The organism is Streptomyces xanthophaeus, assembly GCF_000725805.1.
GTDB lineage: Bacteria > Actinomycetota > Actinomycetes > Streptomycetales > Streptomycetaceae > Streptomyces > Streptomyces xanthophaeus.
In genome coordinates, this window is sequence record NZ_KL647132.1 from 76,510 (window position 1) to 92,749 (window position 16,240).

Annotated in this window: 15 protein-coding genes; 5 read left to right on the top strand and 10 right to left on the bottom strand. The window is 74.0% G+C overall.

What is annotated here, in order from left to right; genetic code table 11:
- The first annotated feature begins 10 nt into the window (after positions 1 to 10).
- On the top strand, positions 11 to 1,246 hold the full coding sequence (locus IO30_RS0129715) for a CapA family protein (RefSeq protein WP_237403317.1): 1,236 nt from the start codon (positions 11 to 13) through the stop codon (positions 1,244 to 1,246).
- Between the two features lie 11 nt (positions 1,247 to 1,257).
- Here IO30_RS0129715 and IO30_RS0129720 read toward each other — a convergent pair whose 3' ends face one another.
- The gene (locus IO30_RS0129720) at positions 1,258 to 2,187 is read right to left on the bottom strand and encodes an SCO1860 family LAETG-anchored protein (RefSeq protein ID WP_031148038.1); all 930 of its coding nucleotides are present in this window, start codon (positions 2,185 to 2,187) and stop codon (positions 1,258 to 1,260) included.
- Between the two features lie 290 nt (positions 2,188 to 2,477).
- On the bottom strand, positions 2,478 to 3,590 hold the full coding sequence (locus IO30_RS0129725; RefSeq protein ID WP_031148039.1) for an amidohydrolase family protein: 1,113 nt from the start codon (positions 3,588 to 3,590) through the stop codon (positions 2,478 to 2,480).
- A 64-nt stretch (positions 3,591 to 3,654) separates the two neighbouring features.
- Here IO30_RS0129725 and IO30_RS0129730 point away from each other — a divergent pair, with 64 nt between their 5' ends.
- A complete protein-coding gene (locus IO30_RS0129730) occupies positions 3,655 to 4,746 on the top strand; it encodes an aminotransferase class V-fold PLP-dependent enzyme (RefSeq protein WP_031148041.1) in 1,092 nt (363 codons plus the stop codon).
- Between the two features lie 68 nt (positions 4,747 to 4,814).
- Here the strand turns inward: IO30_RS0129730 and IO30_RS0129735 are convergent, their stop codons facing one another.
- The 8 genes from IO30_RS0129735 to IO30_RS0129770 all read right to left on the bottom strand — a co-directional run bounded on the left by IO30_RS0129735 (position 4,815) and on the right by IO30_RS0129770 (position 13,009).
- Positions 4,815 to 5,873 carry an aminotransferase class V-fold PLP-dependent enzyme gene (locus tag IO30_RS0129735; protein WP_031148043.1) on the bottom strand — a complete coding sequence of 353 codons (1,059 nt, stop codon included), beginning with the start codon at positions 5,871 to 5,873 and terminating at the stop codon, positions 4,815 to 4,817.
- A 129-nt stretch (positions 5,874 to 6,002) separates the two neighbouring features.
- Positions 6,003 to 6,734 (bottom strand): DsbA family oxidoreductase, encoded by a 732-nt coding sequence (locus IO30_RS0129740; RefSeq protein ID WP_031148045.1) that lies wholly within the window; start codon positions 6,732 to 6,734, stop codon positions 6,003 to 6,005.
- Between the two features lie 66 nt (positions 6,735 to 6,800).
- Positions 6,801 to 7,379, bottom strand: coding sequence for a GNAT family N-acetyltransferase (locus IO30_RS0129745; RefSeq protein WP_308443074.1), 579 nt, complete (start codon positions 7,377 to 7,379; stop codon positions 6,801 to 6,803).
- Positions 7,364 to 8,812: a peptidoglycan D,D-transpeptidase FtsI family protein gene (locus IO30_RS0129750; RefSeq protein ID WP_031148048.1), complete on the bottom strand. Its 1,449-nt coding sequence runs from the start codon at positions 8,810 to 8,812 to the stop codon at positions 7,364 to 7,366. The genes IO30_RS0129745 and IO30_RS0129750 overlap by 16 nt, the downstream gene beginning before the upstream one ends.
- Positions 8,813 to 8,874: 62 nt before the next feature.
- On the bottom strand, positions 8,875 to 9,489 hold the full coding sequence (locus IO30_RS0129755) for a response regulator (protein ID WP_051859761.1): 615 nt from the start codon (positions 9,487 to 9,489) through the stop codon (positions 8,875 to 8,877).
- A gap of 59 nt (positions 9,490 to 9,548) precedes the next feature.
- Positions 9,549 to 10,907, bottom strand: a complete 1,359-nt coding sequence (locus IO30_RS0129760) for a sensor histidine kinase (RefSeq protein ID WP_373316426.1) — start codon at positions 10,905 to 10,907, stop codon at positions 9,549 to 9,551.
- Positions 10,908 to 11,008: 101 nt separating this feature from the next.
- Positions 11,009 to 12,049: a hypothetical protein gene (locus IO30_RS0129765; RefSeq protein ID WP_078904858.1), complete on the bottom strand. Its 1,041-nt coding sequence runs from the start codon at positions 12,047 to 12,049 to the stop codon at positions 11,009 to 11,011.
- A 177-nt stretch (positions 12,050 to 12,226) separates the two neighbouring features.
- A complete protein-coding gene (locus IO30_RS0129770; RefSeq protein ID WP_031148055.1) occupies positions 12,227 to 13,009 on the bottom strand; it encodes an IclR family transcriptional regulator in 783 nt (260 codons plus the stop codon).
- 126 nt (positions 13,010 to 13,135) lie between these two features.
- On the opposite strand from IO30_RS0129770, the gene IO30_RS0129775 reads away from it, so the two are divergent.
- Genes IO30_RS0129775 through IO30_RS0129785 form a run of 3 tightly spaced genes read left to right on the top strand, consistent with a single transcriptional unit; the run spans position 13,136 to position 16,238 of the window.
- Entirely contained in the window at positions 13,136 to 14,659 is a 1,524-nt protein-coding gene (locus tag IO30_RS0129775) for an aldehyde dehydrogenase (NADP(+)) (protein WP_031148057.1), read from the top strand.
- Positions 14,660 to 14,715: 56 nt separating this feature from the next.
- Positions 14,716 to 14,937, top strand: a complete 222-nt coding sequence (locus IO30_RS0129780; protein ID WP_031148059.1) for a hypothetical protein — start codon at positions 14,716 to 14,718, stop codon at positions 14,935 to 14,937.
- Positions 14,938 to 14,990: 53 nt separating this feature from the next.
- Positions 14,991 to 16,238 (top strand): TerD family protein, encoded by a 1,248-nt coding sequence (locus IO30_RS0129785; RefSeq protein ID WP_199921112.1) that lies wholly within the window; start codon positions 14,991 to 14,993, stop codon positions 16,236 to 16,238.
- The last annotated feature ends 2 nt before the right edge of the window (positions 16,239 to 16,240 follow it).

Below are 16,240 nucleotides of genomic sequence, written 5' to 3' on the forward strand. Positions count from 1 at the left end.
GGGACTGGACATGAAGGCATCGGCGAAGGCGGCCGCCGCGGTGGCGGGGCTGGCCCTGCTGGGCGGCGGGATCTACGCGGTCCCGGAGCTGCTCGACGGCGGCGGGCCCGCCGCGCAGCAGCGGCTCGGGGCCACGCCCGAGGCCGGGACCGGGGCCGGGGCGGCGGAACCGGGCGCGGCCGCACCCGCCGGGCAGCCGTTCACCCTGGTGGCGACGGGCGACATCATCCCGTACCCGTCGATCGTCCAGCGGTCCGCGCAGGATGCGGAGAAGGCCGGGGAGTACGACTTCCGGAAGATACTCGCGGGGGTCAAACCCCTGGTGTCCGCGGCCGACCTGGCGATATGCCACCACGAGATACCGTACGGGCGCCCCGGCGGCCCCTACACCGGCTATCCCACCTTCAAGGCGCCGCACCAGCTGGCCGACGCCCTCAAGGACGCCGGGTACGACAGCTGTTCCACCGCCTCGAACCACACCCTGGACGACGGCTACGAGGGCCTCTCCCGCACCCTCGACCACCTGGACCGGGTCGGCATCCCGCACGTCGGGTCCGCCCGCAGCGCGGAGGAGGCCAAGGCCCCCGCCCTGCTCTCGGCCGGCGGGGCCAAGGTCGCCCAGCTGTCGTACACCTACGGCACCAACGGCATCCCGCTCCCGCAGGACAAGCCGTGGGCGGTCAACCTCATCGACCCGGACCGGATCGTCTCCGACGCCCGCGCCGCCCGGGCCGCGGGCGCGCAGGTGGTGGTGCTCAGCGTCCACTGGGGGACGGAGTGGCAGACGGCGCCCGACCAGCAGCAGCGTGATCTGGCCCAGACGCTGACCGCCTCGCGCGGAGCCGACGGACTGGCCGACATCGACCTGGTCATCGGGACGCACAACCACGTACCGCAGCCCTACGAGAAGATCAACGGCACCTGGGTGGTCTTCGGTATGGGCGACCAGGTCGCCAGCTTCGTCCCGGCCGACAAGCTGCGCGGCAACCAGTCCTCGGTGCCGCGCTTCACCTTCGCCCCGGCGGCTGCTCATCCGGGCCGCTGGGAGGTGGTCAAGGCCGAGTACTTCACGCAGTACTCGGACATGGGCCCGCCGTTCCGCGTCGTCTGCGCCTCCTGCTCGGCCTCCGACAGCACGCTCCCGGAGGCCAAGCGGGCCGAGTACGCCCGGATCGACAAGCAGGTCACCGAGGCCGTGATGTCGCGCGGCGCGGGCGAGCAGGGGCTGACGCGCACGGAGCGCTGACGGGGCCCGTGCTACGAGGCCCGGCCCCTGCGGGTCACGACCATGGCGCCCGCGCCGATGCCCAGCAGGAGCAGCGCGCCGCCCGCGACGTACGGGGTCGTCGAACCGCCGCCGGTCTCGGCCAGGTTGGCGCCGGTGGGGGCGCCCGCGCCGGTGCCCGTCCCGGTCGCCGTCTGGGGCTTGACGTCCGGCTTGGCGTCCGGCGTGGCCGCCGGGCTCGCGGCCGGGCCCTTCGGGGACTCGCAGTGCGCCTCGGCGAGGACGACCTCGCCCTCCACCTGCGCCACGTTCAGGTTCAGCGGGTTCACCGACACCTTCAGGCGCAGTGCGGCCGCGGCGGCGGTGGTGGAGGTGGTCTGGGTGCCGGACAGCTCCAGGCTGACCAGGCCGACGCCCGGGACCTCCAGCTTGGTGGGCCCGCCCGCCGACAGGGTGACCTTCTTGCCCAGCGCGGTCACCGTACCGAGCACGTTCGAGCTGGCCACGGGCTTCTTGCCGGCCTCGCAGACGGCCTTGGAGGTGACCTTCTCCACCTCGATCAGGGAGAGCGCCGGCAGGCCCGGCACGTGCACCTTCGCCTTGGCGAGGTTGGCCTCCGCCTCGGCCCTGTTCTTGTCCGCGGTCGCCTTCGCCGTGGCCACGTCGGCCTTCAGGACATGGACCGGGGTTCCCCCCTCGACCCCGTCCAGGGTGACGGTCAGCGCCGTCTTCTCGGCCGTCGCCGGGGCGCTGACCTCGTTCAGGGTGGTCTTCAGCGGGACGTGCACGGTCTTGTTGAGCAGGCCGACGTCCAGGGTGGTGCGCAGGACGACGGCGCCCGCCTTGCCCTCGCTCCCGGCGCCGCCGCCTCCCGTGGCGAAGGCGGGCGGAGCGGTGAGCAGGGCTACCGCTCCCGTGGCGAGCAGGGCGGCCGCGGGCATGCGGAAGGTGTTGCTGTTCAAGGTGGTGGAACCCCCGGGGAGATGGGTGCCGTCGCGCCGCCAATGGGGGACATTGCGCGCGCCGACGGCCTCGACCCCGGAATCTTTACGCACTGAGAGTGAACGGGCAGCAACCTGACGTGAGTTCACCCCAAAGGGTGGTTTCCACGCATGCATTCGAATCCCGACGCCTCAGGAGGAACGCGAGTTCCCTCCCGTCACCGGAACGGCTGATACCAGCCACCCGCGCGGGCGTTGACAACGACCGGCGGGCCGCCGACGTCACGCGAAGTCAACACGGCGGCGAGGACTCAGGCCCGGACCGCGCCGTTCACCACGACCCGCAGCGGCTGCGCGAGCGCCCGTACGTCGGCCCGCGGGTCGGACCCGTAGACCACGAGGTCCGCGGGCGCGCCCTCGGTCAGGCCGGGCCGGCCCAGCCACCGGCGGGCCGCCCAGGCCGTCGCCGACAGCGCGTCCAGCGCGGGGATACCGGCCTTCACCAGCTCCGCGACCTCCGCGGCGACCAGGCCGTGCGGCAGGGAGCCGCCCGCGTCGGTGCCGACGTACACCGCGATGCCCGCGTCGTGGGCCGCCCGGACGGTGTCGTAGCGGCGCTCGTGGAGCCGGCGCATGTGCGCCGACCACTTCGGGAACTTCCCCTCCCCCGAGGCCGCCAGCTTGGGAAACGTCGCGGTGTTGACCAGGGTCGGGACGATGGCGACCCCGCGCTCCGCGAACAGCGGGATGGTCTCCTCGGTGAGCCCGGTGGCGTGCTCGATGCAGTCGATGCCCGCCTCGACCAGATCGCGCAGCGAGTCCTCGGAGAAGCAGTGCGCGGTGACCCGGGCGCCCAGCCGGTGCGCCTCGGCGATGGCCGCCTCGACCTCGGCGCGCGGCCAGCAGGCCGCCAGGTCGCCCGCGTCGCGGTCGATCCAGTCCCCCACCAGCTTCACCCATCCGTCGCCGCGCCGGGCCTCCCGGCCGACGTACGCGACGAGGTCGGCGGGCTCGATCTCATGGGCGTAGTTGCGGATGTAGCGCCGGGTGCGGGCGATGTGCCGGCCGGCCCGGATGACCTTGGGCAGGTCCTCGCGGTCGTCGATCCAGCGGGTGTCGGAGGGCGATCCCGCGTCGCGGATGAGGAGGGTGCCCGCGTCGCGGTCGGTGAGGGCCTGGCGCTCGGCGGTCGCGGCGTCGACCGGGCCGTGGGAGTCCAGTCCCACGTGACAGTGCGCGTCGACCAGGCCGGGCAGCACCCAGCCGCTCACCGTGGTGACGTCACGGGCGGTGGGCGGGCGTTCGTAGGAGACCCGCCCGCCGACCACCCAGAGTTCGTCGCGCACCTCGTCGGGCCCGACCAGCACCCGCCCCTTCACGTGCAGTACGCCGCTCACGCCGTTCCCGTCGCTCACATCGCTCATGTCGGCACTGTACGGGCGTGCTCGGTAGGCTCTGCGGGTAGCCCCGGACGAAGAGAGCACCACCGTGACCCACCCCCTCCTGGACCTCCCGCCGCTCACCGCGGAGCGTTTCGCGTCGATCGAGCAGGGGGTCGCGGACCTCCTGTCCACCCGGCAGGACGTGGTGATCACCCAGGGCGAGGCGCTGCTCCCCCTGGAGGGGTGCATCCGCTCGGGCGCACGGCCCGGATCGACGGCCCTGAACGTGGTCACCGGCCCCTACGGCACCACCTTCGGCAACTGGCTGCGCGACTGCGGGGCCACCGTGGTGGACCTCCAGGTGCCGTTCGACACGGCGGTGACGGCCGCTCAGGTGGCCGGGGCGCTGGCGGCGGACCCGGAGATCGACTTCGTCTCGCTCGTGCACGCGGAGGCGGCGACCGGCAACACCAACCCGGTCGCGGCGATCGGCGAGGTCGTACGGGAGCACGGCGCCCTGTTCATGCTGGACGCCGTGGCCTCGGTGGGCGCGGAGCCGCTGCTGCCGGACGCATGGGGCGTGGACCTGTGCGTGATCGGTGCGCAGAAGGCGATGGGCGGCCCGGCCGGGGTCTCCGCGGTCTCGGTCTCGGACCGCGCGTGGGCCCGGTTCGCCGAGAACCCGGCGGCGCCGCGGCGTTCGTACCTCTCGCTGCTGGACTGGAAGGAACGCTGGATCGACGGCGGGCGCAAGGCGCTGCTGCACGCTCCGGCGCAGCTGGAGATGCTCGCCCTGGAGGCCTGCCTCGACCGGATCGCGGCCGAGGGGCTGCCCGCGGTGGCGGCCCGCCACGCGGCGGCCGCGGCGGCGACCCGCGCGGGTGCGCAGGCGCTGGGCCTGGCCCCGTACGTGGGCCGGGTCGAGGAGGCCGCCCCGGTGGCCACGACCCTGCGCGTGGCCGAGGCCTCGCTGGTGGCGGCCAAGGCCCTGGCCGCGGACCCGTCCGTGCCGCTGGCGGCGGGCGGCGGGGCGCTGGCCCGGGAGATGCTCCGGGTCAACCACTACGGCCCGGCGGCCTCCCTCGGTGTGGTCCGGGACTGTCTGGGGGCGCTGGCCGCCGCACTGTCGGCGCCCGCCGGGGCGGCCGACGCGGCCGTTTCGGCGGCGGAGTCGGCCTGGGCGGACACCCTGCGCTGATCCGGCGCCGGCCCGGCGCCGACCCGGCGTGAACCCGCGTCAGCCCACGTCAGCCGTGTCGGCCCGCGTCAGTCCGACAGGACGTCCAGGAGCCGGTCGACGTCCGCCTCGGTGGTGTAGAGGTGGAACGAGGCCCGCAGGGCGCCCGCGCGGGCGGCCGTGGCGATCCCGGCGGCCAGCAGGGCGGGCTGGCGGCCGGCCAGCCCGGGCACCGAGACGATGGGCGCGTCGCCGGGCACCGGTTCGTGGCCGAGGCGCGCCAGGCCGGCCCGGTAGCGGGCCGCGAGGGCGGTGTCGTGTGCGTGCACGGCCTCGATGCCGATCCGCTCCAGCAGGGCCAGCGAGGGCTCGGCCGCGTGGTAGGCGAGGAAGGCCGGGGACTCGTCGAACCGCCGGGCCCCGTGGGCCAGTTCCGGCATCGGGCCGTAGGTGGCGTCCCACATCGACTCGGCCGCCACCCATCCGGCGTGCAGCGGGGTCAGGGTGTCCTGGGCCTCCTCGGAGACGGTCAGGAAGGAGACCCCGCGGGAGCCGAGCAGCCACTTGTACCCGGCGGTGACCGTGTACTCGTAGGGGGAGGCGTCGAAGGGCAGCCAGCCCGCGGCCTGGGTGGCGTCCACCAGCATCCGGGCCCCGTGGGCGCTCGTCGCGGCCCGCACCGCGGCGAGGTCGGCCGCGCGCCCGTCGGCGGACTGCACGGCGCTCAGCGCGACCAGGGCGGTGCCCGGGCCGACGTTCCCTGCGATGTCCTCCAGCGGTGCGAAGCGGACCTTGAGGTCGCCGCGGACCACGAAGGGGTTGATCACCGAGGCGAACTCGCCTTCGGGGCAAAGGACTTCGGCGCCGGGCGGGAGGGAGGCCGCGATCAGGCCGACGTGGGTGGCCACGGCCGAGCCGACGGCCACCCGCGCGACGTCCACCCCGGCCAGCCGGGCGAAGGAGGCGCGGACCCGGTTCACCCGGTCGAAGTCACCGAATCCGGCGGGGATTCCGGCCCCGGCCGCCTCGGCCATTTCCCGTACGGCCGCGACGGCGGAGCGCGGGAGGATCCCGCACGTGGCGGTGTTGAGGTAGGTGGTGGAGTGCGCGAACTCGGCTCGGGCCGCTTGGAGGAGCGAAAGATCCATGCCGTCCACTCTGCGCCAGGAGCGGCCCAAAGTCCATTGCCTAATTAACCGAGCCAGCCCCAAGCGATCCTTATGGATCGCTTGGGGCTGCAACGCCTGCTGGGCAGTCAGGAACGCTCGGGGGGCCGGTCAGGCCCGGGGCACCGCGCACGCCCCGTCGGGCTCGCAGGCCTCGCCCTCGCCTTCGCCCTCGGCCCCGGCCACGGACTCCGGCGCCGCGACCTCGCGGCCGGCCCAAGCCTGCTCCAGGGCCCGGGTGAACACCTCGGCGGGCTGCCCGCCCGAGATCCCGTAGCGGCGGTCCAGGACGAAGAACGGCACGGCGTTGGCCCCCAGCGCGGCGGCCTCCTGCTCGTCGGCCCGCACCTCGGCGGCGTACGCGGACCCGTCGGCCAGGACGGCGCGCGCCTCGGCCTCCTCCAGCCCGGCCTCCACGGCGAGCGCGACCAGCACCTCGGGGTCGAAGACGGAGCGCTCCTCGCCGAAGTTGGCGCGGTAGGCGAGGTCGAGCAGCTCCTCCTGGCGGCCCCGGGCGGCGGCCAGGTGCAGCAGGCGGTGGATGTCGAAGGTGTTCCCGTGGTCACGCCCGTCGGTGCGGTAGACCAGGCCCTCGGCGCGGGCGCTGCCCGCGACGTGCTCCTCCATGCCGCGCGCCTCCTCCAGCGTGCGGCCGTACTTCTTGGCGAGCATCTCCACGACGGGCACCGGGGAGGTCCGCGGGCCGTTCGGGTCGAGCTCGAAGGACCGGAAGACGACCTCCACCTGGTCGCGGTGCGCGAACTCGGCCAGCCCCTTGGTGAAACGGGCCTTGCCGATGTAGCACCACGGGCAGGCGATGTCGCTCCAGATCTCGACGCGCATGATCCTTCTTCTCTCCGGGTCCGGTGAACTAAGACAGTTTCCCCTTCAACCACCCGGCCCCCCGTCTCATTCCCCGGACGCCCGCGCCCCGGCGGTCAGCGTCAGCCACAGGGTGCGGTGGGAGCCGGAGGCGGGCGCGGTGGGGTCCGGGAGCCAGCCGTGGGCGGCGTAGAAGGCCTGGGCGCGGAGGTTCTTCTCGTAGACCTCGAGGCGGACCCGGTGGATCCCGGCGAGGAGCCAGGCCTCGACGCAGGCCGCGTGCAGGGCGGCCCCGGTGCCGCGGCGCCAGTGGACCGGGTCGACGTGGAGCTGGGTGAGCGTGGTCTCGCCGTCCTCCGTGCGGAAGGCGGCGACCCCGGTCAGCTCCCCGTCCCGCTCGGCGCAGAGCACCCCGCCATCGGTGGCGGCGCGGGCCACGGCGCGGGACCAGCCCTCGCGGGTCCGCCGGAGCTCGGCGTCGCCCGCGTAGGCCTGCTCGGGGATGTGGCCCTGGTAGTAGGTGGCGCGGGCCCGGGTGTGCAGGGCGGCTATGGCGTCGAGGTCGGCGGGGTGCGCGGCTCTGATCATGGACAGGGAAACGCGCCGGGAGCCCGGGCGGTTCCCGGCGCGTCGGCCGTGCGGCGGCGGGGCTACTTCTTCAGCCACGCCTCCATCATCTTCTTGGCGATGGGCGCGGCCAGCTTGCCGCCGCCGATCTCGGAGCGGTCGGTGTCGGAGTTCTCGATCACGACGGCCACGGCGATCTGCTTGCCGTTCAGCTTCCCGTACGAGGTGAACCAGGCGAGCGGGTCGAGGCTGTTGCCCACACCGCGCTGGGCGGTGCCGGTCTTGCCGCCCACCTCGGCGCCCGGCACCTGGGCCGGCTGGCCGCCGCCCTGGGTGGCGACCGTGCGCATGGCGTCCTGGATCATCGAGGCGGTCTTCGCGCTCAGGACCTGCTGGGACTTCGGGTCCTTGAAGCTCTCCAGCACGTTGCCGTTGGAGTCGGTGACCTGGGAGACCATGTGCGGGGCGACGAGCTTGCCGCCGTTCTGGATCGCTGCCGTCACCATCGCCATCTGCAGGGGCGTGGCCTGGACGTCGAACTGGCCGATGCCCGTCTGCGCGACCTGGTCGACCGACATCTTCTTCGACGGGTAGCTGCTCGGCGGGTTGGTGCGGACCGGGGTGTCGATCTGCACGTTGAAGCCCAGCTTCTCGGCCGTGGCGCGCATCTTGTCCTGGCCGAGCTTGGAGGCCAGTTCCGCGAAGACGTTGTTGCAGGACAGCCGCAGTGCGGTGCGGACCGAGACGTTGTTGCAGGCCGCCGAGCCCGCCTCGCTGGGCAGCGGGGTGCGGGTGCCCGGGATCGTGTACGGGTCCGGGATGCCGGTCTGCCGGTCGAGGTCGGTGACGAGCCCGTTCTCGATCGCAGCGGCGAGCGTGACCAGCTTGAAGGTGGAGCCGGGCGCCTGCGGCTTGCGCAGGGCCACGTTCTCCATGGCCTTGCCCTTGTCGGCGGAGAGCTCCTCCCAGGCGGCCGTGTCGTTGGCGCCCGCGATGCGGCCGGGGTCGAAGGAGGGGTTGTTGACGACCGCGAGGATCTCGCCGGTGGCCGGGTCGAGCGCCACGGCGGCACCCTGCTTGCCCTGGAGCGCGTCGTAGGCGGCCTTCTGGACGTCCTTGTCGATGGTGGTCAGGACGTTGCCCGGGGCGGCCCGCTTGTTGGTGAGCGTGTCCATGATGGTCTTCAGCCGGCTGTCCGAGCCGTTGAGGACGTTGCGGTAGACGCCCTCCAGCATGCTGGTGCCGAAGGCCTGGGAGCTGTAGCCGGTAATCGGTGCGTAGAGCGGCCCGTCGGTGTAGGTCCGCTTGTACCCGAAGTCCTTGCCGCCCGTCTTCTCCGAGCCGGTGATCGCCTCCCCGCCCACGATGATGTTGCCCAGCGGGTTCTCGTACTGCCCGATGAGATTCCGCCGGTTGTGCTTGTCGTCTGCGAGGGCCTGGCCTTGGTATGCCTGCACCCAGGTGACGCGGACCAGCAGGGCCAGCACCAGGAGCAGACAGAAGACCGACGCACGCCTGATCGTCTTGTTCATCCCCCGGAAGGACGCTCCAGCCGTCCGGGGCGTTCCGCTCTGCCCCGTTTGTGGCGGACTTCTCAGCCTTTCCTCATGAAGCCTCCTTCGTAGGCGGCGATGACGGCCTGGGTGCGGTCCCGGGAACCGGTCTTGGCGAGCACGGACGCGACGTGCGTCTTGACCGTCTGCGCTCCCACTCCGAGGCTCCCGGTCATCTCCTGGTTGGACAGTCCGGCGGCCATCAGGCGCAGCACCTCGGCCTCACGGTCCGTGAGCCGGGCCACCCAGGGTGCGGCGGCGGTCCGGGTCTCCGCGCGGGCCGCGGCCAGGGAACGGACGGCGGCCGGGAAGAGCAGCGAGTCCCCGCGGGCGACGAGCCGGACCGCGCCGATCAGTTCGTCGGCTCCGGCCCGCTTGAGGAGGAAGCCCGAGGCTCCCGCCCGCAGTGCGTCGTAGACGTGGTCGTCGTTCTCGAAGGTGGTGACGACCACGATGCGGGGCGGCTCGGCCATGGTGGCGAGGATCTGCTCGGTGGCCCGGATGCCGTCGATCTCGGGCATCCGGACGTCCATCAGCACCACGTCGGGGGCCAGGGAACGGACCAGCGGTACGGCCTCGGCCCCGTTGGCCGCCTCGCCCACGACCTCCAGGTCGGGCTCGGCCTCCAGGATGACGCGCAGGGCGGTGCGGACCATCCGCTCGTCGTCGCAGAGCACGATGCGCAGCGGCGGCCGGGAACCCGCAACGGCCGCCTTCACCGCTTGCCCCCGGCGAGCGGGAGGACGGCCCGCAGCCGCCAGCGGCCCTCGTACGGGCCCGCCTCGACGCGGCCGCCGAGCAGGGCGGCCCGTTCCGCCGCCCCGCGCAGCCCGCGGCCCCCGGTGGCGCGGGCCTCCCGGCTTCCCGGCCCGGCCTGCGGATTGGTCATGACGACCTCCAGTACACGCTCTCCACGGTCTCCACGGCCTTCCCGGTCCCCACGGCCTTCCCGGCCTCCATGGCCTTCCCGGCCGTCGCCCTCCTTGCGTCCGTCACGGTCTTCCCCGGTGTCACGCCCGACGGCGTCATGGTGCCCGTCGGCCTTCCCTCCCCGTACGGAGATCCGCAGTTCCAGGGGGGCCGTGCCGTGCCGCAGGGCGTTGCTGAGGCCTTCCTGGACGATCCGGTACGCCTCGCGGGAGGTGATCGCCGGGAGCCAGGACCAGTCCCCGGCGGGTCCGGGGTCCTGGTGGGCGGTGACGCTGGTGCCCGCCGCCCGGGTACGGGCCAGCAGCCCGTCGAGGTCGGCGGCCAGCGTCGGCGCGAACACAGCGTCCGGCCCGGCTGGGTCCCCGTCCCGCAGCAGGCCCAGTACGGCGTCCAGCTCGCCCACCGTCCGCCGCGTGGTGTCCTCGATCGCGGCCAGGGCCTCCCGGACGAAAGCGGGGTCCCGGTCGAGCACCCGCCGGGCGGCGGCCGCCTGGAGGGTGACGGCGCTCAGCGCGTGCCCGACCGAGTCGTGCAGCTCCCTGGCCAGCCGGTTGCGCACCGCAAGGTCGGTGGCCCGCTCCTCGGCCGCGGCCAGCCGGTCCGCCGCGGTCGGGCCCAGCAGTACGGGGGCCAGCCGGGCCAGCAGCGCTCCGGCCGCGGCGGCGACGCCCGCGAGGGCGGCCAGCAGGGCGAGTCCGAGCAGGGGCGCGGCGTACGGATCGGTCCCGCCTCCCAGCCACCCCGCCTCCAGCATGAGCTCCCGCCACCCGCCGACGAAGGGCAGCCCGATCAGCGCCACGGCCATCGGCGGCACCGCGAGGGTCATCCCGCTGACCATCGCGCCGACCCCCAGGTGCAGGGTCCACCAGGCCGATGTCCGCCCCCGCGCCGCCCAGGACCGCGCGGGCCCTTCCGCGAGCCGTTCCCCCGGCACGTCGCACAGGGCACGGACGGCGGTCACCGACAAGGGCCTGACCGGTCCGAACAGGGCCGTCGCCGAGGCCAGCGGCAGGGCCGCCGCGTAGGCCGCGAGGGACATCGGCAGCGAGTCGAAGGCGTTGCCCCTGCCCGCCGCCATGCCGACCCCCACCTGAGTGAGCAGGAAGTACGGCATCAGCAGGGCCCCGCCGAGTATCAGGTGCACCCACCGCAGCCGGGCCCGCGGTCCGAGCACCCTCCCCGCCCGGGGACCCGGGCCCGCTGCCCGCCCGCCCGCTGCCCCCGGGCCGACCGCACCGCCCCGCCTCATGCCGGACGGCGGGATATGAGGAAGCGGGTGAGGACGGCGACCGAGAGCAATCCCGTGATCATCTGGCCAGCGTAGGGCAGGTACATGATCAAGGTGGTCTCCTCCGCCGGGCCGAAGTCCTGGCCCGCGTAGGCGGTCAGCATCCACAGGCCCCAGCACGCGGTGGCGGCCGAACTCGTCCAGGCGACGGCCAGGGGCCACCGGGCACCCCTGCGCCCGCCACGGGCCAGCAGCACCGCCACCGCCCCGGCGACCACGGCGCAGACCCCGTGCACCGCTGAGCCCACGCTCGCCTCGACGGACCACGACGCCACCCGCTCCTCGGCCAGGCCGGCCGTGCCCCCGAAGGCCCAGTAGAGGTGAGCCCCGCCCACGGCCGCGCCCACCAGGGCTGCGGCTGCCGCCATCACCCCCGTGGACGGCGGCAGCCGCTCCCCCGGCACGCCCTGCCACAGCCGGCCCCAGCGCTCCCGCGCGTAGGGCACGAACAGTCCGGCCAGGGCGAGACCTTGGACGGTGAAGCCGGCGTACACGAGGTCGGGGACCCAGGGGTCCAGGAAGGGCTGCTGCCCGCCCGCTCCGTGCACGTCCGCGTCCGTATCCGCACCGAAGCCCAGGGCCCGGGCGAGCAGTTGGCCCGAGAACCCGAACAGGATCGGGGTGAGCAGTCCCGTGGCGACGAAGACGGGAACCGTCAGCAGCCAGGCCGGCACCCGCATGCCCCAGGGACGGGTGAACACCAGCACCAGGAGGATCACGCATGCGTCCATGGCCAGGGTGACGGCGTTGGCGACGAGGAGCACCGGGCCGGGCTCGCGCAGGACGCTGTCGGCCGGTATCCCCAGGTGACTCCCCGCCACCCAGGCGGCCTTGAGCAGCAGGTACGGCACGGTCGCGGCCGCGGCCAGCGCCCCCAGGACCAGCCGCACCCGCCCGGGCCGGGGCTCGGACGGCCGGGGCGCAGGCGGCCCAGGTGCGGACGCCCGGAGCTCGGGCGGCCGGGGCTTGCACGTCGGGTGAACCTCTCGTGTGGTCATGGATCAACGGTCCCGCGTCCGCCGCCGCGCCACCTCCCCCTCCGAGGGGAACCGCCTCCCCCGCCCGGGGGAGGAACACCTCCGTCCACCGGGGCACACACGACGGCCCGCTCCCGCCCCCTCGCATGGGCCGGGTCACCACGCCCGCCTCACATGGGCCGCGTCACCACGCCCCCCTCACATGCGCCGCGTCACCACCGACAGCCGGTCCCGCGCCTCGAAGAGCGCCGCCTTGATGACCTGTTCGTGCCCGGGCGTCAGCCGGGCCACCGGCACCGAGCAGCTCACCGCGTCCCGCGCCGGGGTCCGGTACGGCACGGCCACGCCGAAGCAGCGCAGCCCGAGGGTGTTCTCCTCCCGGTCCACCGCGTACCCCTGCTCCCGCACCAGGGCCAGCTCCTCGATCAGCCGCTCCCGGTCCGTGACGGTGTGCTCGGTGACCGCCTCCAGCCGCCGCGGCAGCAGCCTGCGCACCTCCTCGTCCGAGTGCGTGGCCAGCAGCGCCTTGCCCAGGGCGGTCGAGTGCACGGGCAGCCGCCGTCCGACCCGGGTGAAGGGCCTCAGGTAGTGCTGGGACTGCCGGGTGGCCAGGTAGACCACGCTGGTCCCGTCCATCCTGGCCAGGTGGATGGTCTCGGTCGTGTCGTCGGAGAGCCGGTCCAGGGTGGGCCGGGCCGCGGCCACGACCTCGTCGCCGTCGATGTACGAGCTCCCGACCAGCAGGGCCCGTACGCCGATGCCGTAGCGGGTGCCCGTGGCGTCCGTCTCCACCCACCCCAGGTTCACCAGCGTGCGCAGCAGCATGTACAGGCTGGACTTCGGCAGGGAGAGGTCGTTCTGGATGTCGGCCAGGCTGTGCAGTCCCGGGTGCGCCGCGAAGTGCTCCAGCAACAGGACCGTGCGCACCGCCGATTTGACCGGCGCGGCCGCGATCGGGCCCGCCGGATCGGTCGTCGTCATACCCCTGCTCTCCTCTGCTCGCCCCTTGTCACGCGCAGGGCGCGGAAATAGAGTCCGCAGCAGATGTGATCATTCATCCACCGGAACGGCGTTCAGAATACTGAACGATCCAGGAGGCAGCGGGCCATGACAGCGACACCAGTCTGGAGTGTGGACCCCCGCACCGGAAGGCCGCGCGAGCAGGTTGCGGCGGAGGCCACACCCCAGGAGGTCGACGGAGCCGTCCGCGCGGCACACGAAGCCCGTGCCGCCCTGGCCGACGCCCCCGCCCGCGCCGCCTTCCTGCGCGCGGCCGCCGCCCTGCTCGACGAGGCCGCCGCCCACGTCATCGAGGCCGCCGACGCCGAGACCGCGCTCGGCCCGGGCCGCCTCACGGGAGAACTCGCCCGCACCACCGGCCAGCTGCGCGGTTTCGCCGACGCCGTGGACGAGGGGGCGTACCTCGACGTCCGGATCGACCGCGCCGACCCCGCCCTCAGCCCGCCGCGCCCCGAACTGCGGCGCTACAAGGTGCCGCTGGGCGTGGTCGCGGTCTACGCCGCCTCCAACTTCCCCCTCGCCTTCTCCGTCCCCGGCGGGGACACCGCGAGCGCGCTGGCCGCCGGCTGCCCGGTGGTGGTCAAGGCGCACCCCGACCACCCGGCCACCTCCGAGCTGTGCGCCTCGCTGCTGCGCCGGGCGGCCGTGGCCACCGGGCTGCCGGCCGACGTGGTGACCGTGGTCCACGGCTTCGACGCGGGCCTGGAGCTGATCCGCCACCCGTTGGTGGCCGCCGCCGGGTTCACCGGTTCGGTCCGCGGCGGACGGGCCCTGTTCGACGCGGCAGCCGCCCGGCCCGTGCCCATCCCCTTCCACGGCGAGCTCGGCTCGCTCAACCCCGTCGTGGTCACCCCGGCCGCCGCCGCCGAACGCGCCGAGGAGATCGGCGCCGGGCTCGCGGGCGCGGTCACCCTCGGCGTCGGCCAGTTCTGCGTGAAGCCCGGCCTGGTGCTGGTCCCCGAGGGCCCGGACGGCGACCGGCTCGCCGACGCGCTCACCAAGGCGCTCGGCGAGACCGAGCCGGGGGTGCTCCTGGACCACCGGATGCGGGAGAACTTCGTCTCCGGCGTGGCCGCACGCGCGGCCCTGCCGGGCGTCGCCGCGCCCGTCACCCCGGGCTCCGGCGGGGAGCACACGGTGGGCGCGGGCTACCTGACCGTGGCGGCCGGCTCTCTCCTGGAGGGCGGGGCGTACGAGCTGCTGCTGGAGGAGTGCTTCGGCCCCGTCACCGTCGTGGTGCGGTACGGGGACCAGGGCGAGGCCGCGGCGGTGCTCGGGCGGCTGCCGGGGAACCTGAGCGCCACGCTCCAGCTGTCGGCCGCCGAGACCGCAGGCGCGCCGGGTCCGGCCGCCGAGCTGATCGGCCAGGTCACGGGGCTGGCCGGGCGGATCGTGGTCAACGGCTGGCCGACCGGGGTCGCCGTCGCCCCGGCCCAGCACCACGGCGGGCCGTACCCCGCGGCCACCTCCCACTCCACCTCGGTCGGCGGCACGGCGATCGAGCGCTGGCTGCGGCCGGTGGCCTTCCAGTCGGTGCCGGACGCCCTCCTCCCGGCGGAACTGCGCGAGGCCAACCCCCTGGGGCTGCCGCGCCGGGTCACCGGGGGCTGAGCCCGCCCGGGTAATTGCGTTGCCTGCCCCGCCCGCGGCGGGGCAGGCTGCGGCCCATGCCGAGACCACACGGATTCACGTACGAGGTGCGCGCCGACCACTGCGTCGTCATCACCCACCAGGGCCGCGCCGCAGGCACCCTGCGCGGGGGCCGCGCCGACAAGTTCCTGGCCGAGGTGGAGTCCGGCGACGCCCAGCTCGTGATGGCCCGCTGGACCGGGGCGTACAAGTTCGGCAACGAGCGCATGGCGAAGAACCACCCGCGCAACCGGCGCTGAAATCTCCCGCGAGGGTAAGGGAACGGCAAAGCACCTCCGGTCGTTCTCCGGGCATGACCGCTATGACCCCTGGTTCCAATCTGCCGCTCAATGCCGTCCGGGTGACGGTGGACGTGGCTGCTCCGGTGCGGCTCGACGTATCGGGACTCCTCCTCACGGCAGACGGCAAGGTGCGCTCCGATGCCGACTTCATCTTCTACAACCAGCCCGCCGGGCCCGGTGTCAGCTACCGGTCGGGCGGCGGCAGCGCCCCGGACTCGATCACCGTGGACACCGGGGCGCTGCCGCCCGGCATCGAGCGGATCGTGGTCACCGCCAGCCCCGACGCCGCCGGACAGACCTTCCAGGGCGTCGAGCCCACCGCCACCGTGCGCAATGCGGACGGCGGCTCGCTGATCGCCACCTTCACCCCGCCGCAGCTGGGCAGCGAGACGGCCCTCGTCGTGGTCGAGGTGTACCAGCGCGGCGGCGTGTGGAAGGTGCGCGCGGTCGGCCAGGGGTACTCCAACGGCCTCGCGGGCATCGCCACCGACTTCGGCGTCTCGGTGGAGGACGAGCCGGCTCCGCCCGCCGCGCCCGTCACCGTCGTCCCGCCCGTGCCGCCGGCTCCGCCCGCCCCGCCCACGGCCCCTCCGGTCTCCCCCTGGCTCGGCGGCGCCACCACGCCCGCCCCGGCCGCGCCGGCCCCCGCGGCCCCCGCCCCCGCCGCGCCCCTCGGCGCAGGGAAGATCAATCTGGACAAGGGCCGGGTCAACCTCCAGAAGAACCAGACCGTCTCCCTGGTCAAGGGCGGCCGGCCGCTGCTCTCCCAGGTCAAGATGGGCCTCGGCTGGGAGCCCGCCTTCCGCGGCAAGGACATCGACCTCGACGCCTCGGTCATCGCGTACGGCCCGCAGCGCAACCACCTCGACAGCTGCTACTTCGGCAAGCTGTCCATCCTCAACGGCTCCATCAAGCACTCCGGTGACAACCTCACCGGCGAGGGTGCCGGGGACGACGAGGTGATCGTCGTGGACCTCGGCCGGCTGCCCGCCGATGCCACCGGCCTGGTCTTCACCGTCAACTCCTTCTCCGGCCAGAAGTTCACCGAGGTCGCCAAGGCGTACTGCCGCCTGATCGACGCGGCGACCGGCGAGGAGCTGGTGCGCTTCGACCTCACGGGCGCCGAGCCGCAGACCGGCGTGATGATGGCGAAGCTGATCAAGCAGTTCTCCGGCGAGTGGGAGATGACGGCCCTGGGCGACTTTGTGAAGTCCCGCACAGTGCGCGGCATGGTCAAGCCCGCCTCGCAGGCACTCTGAGC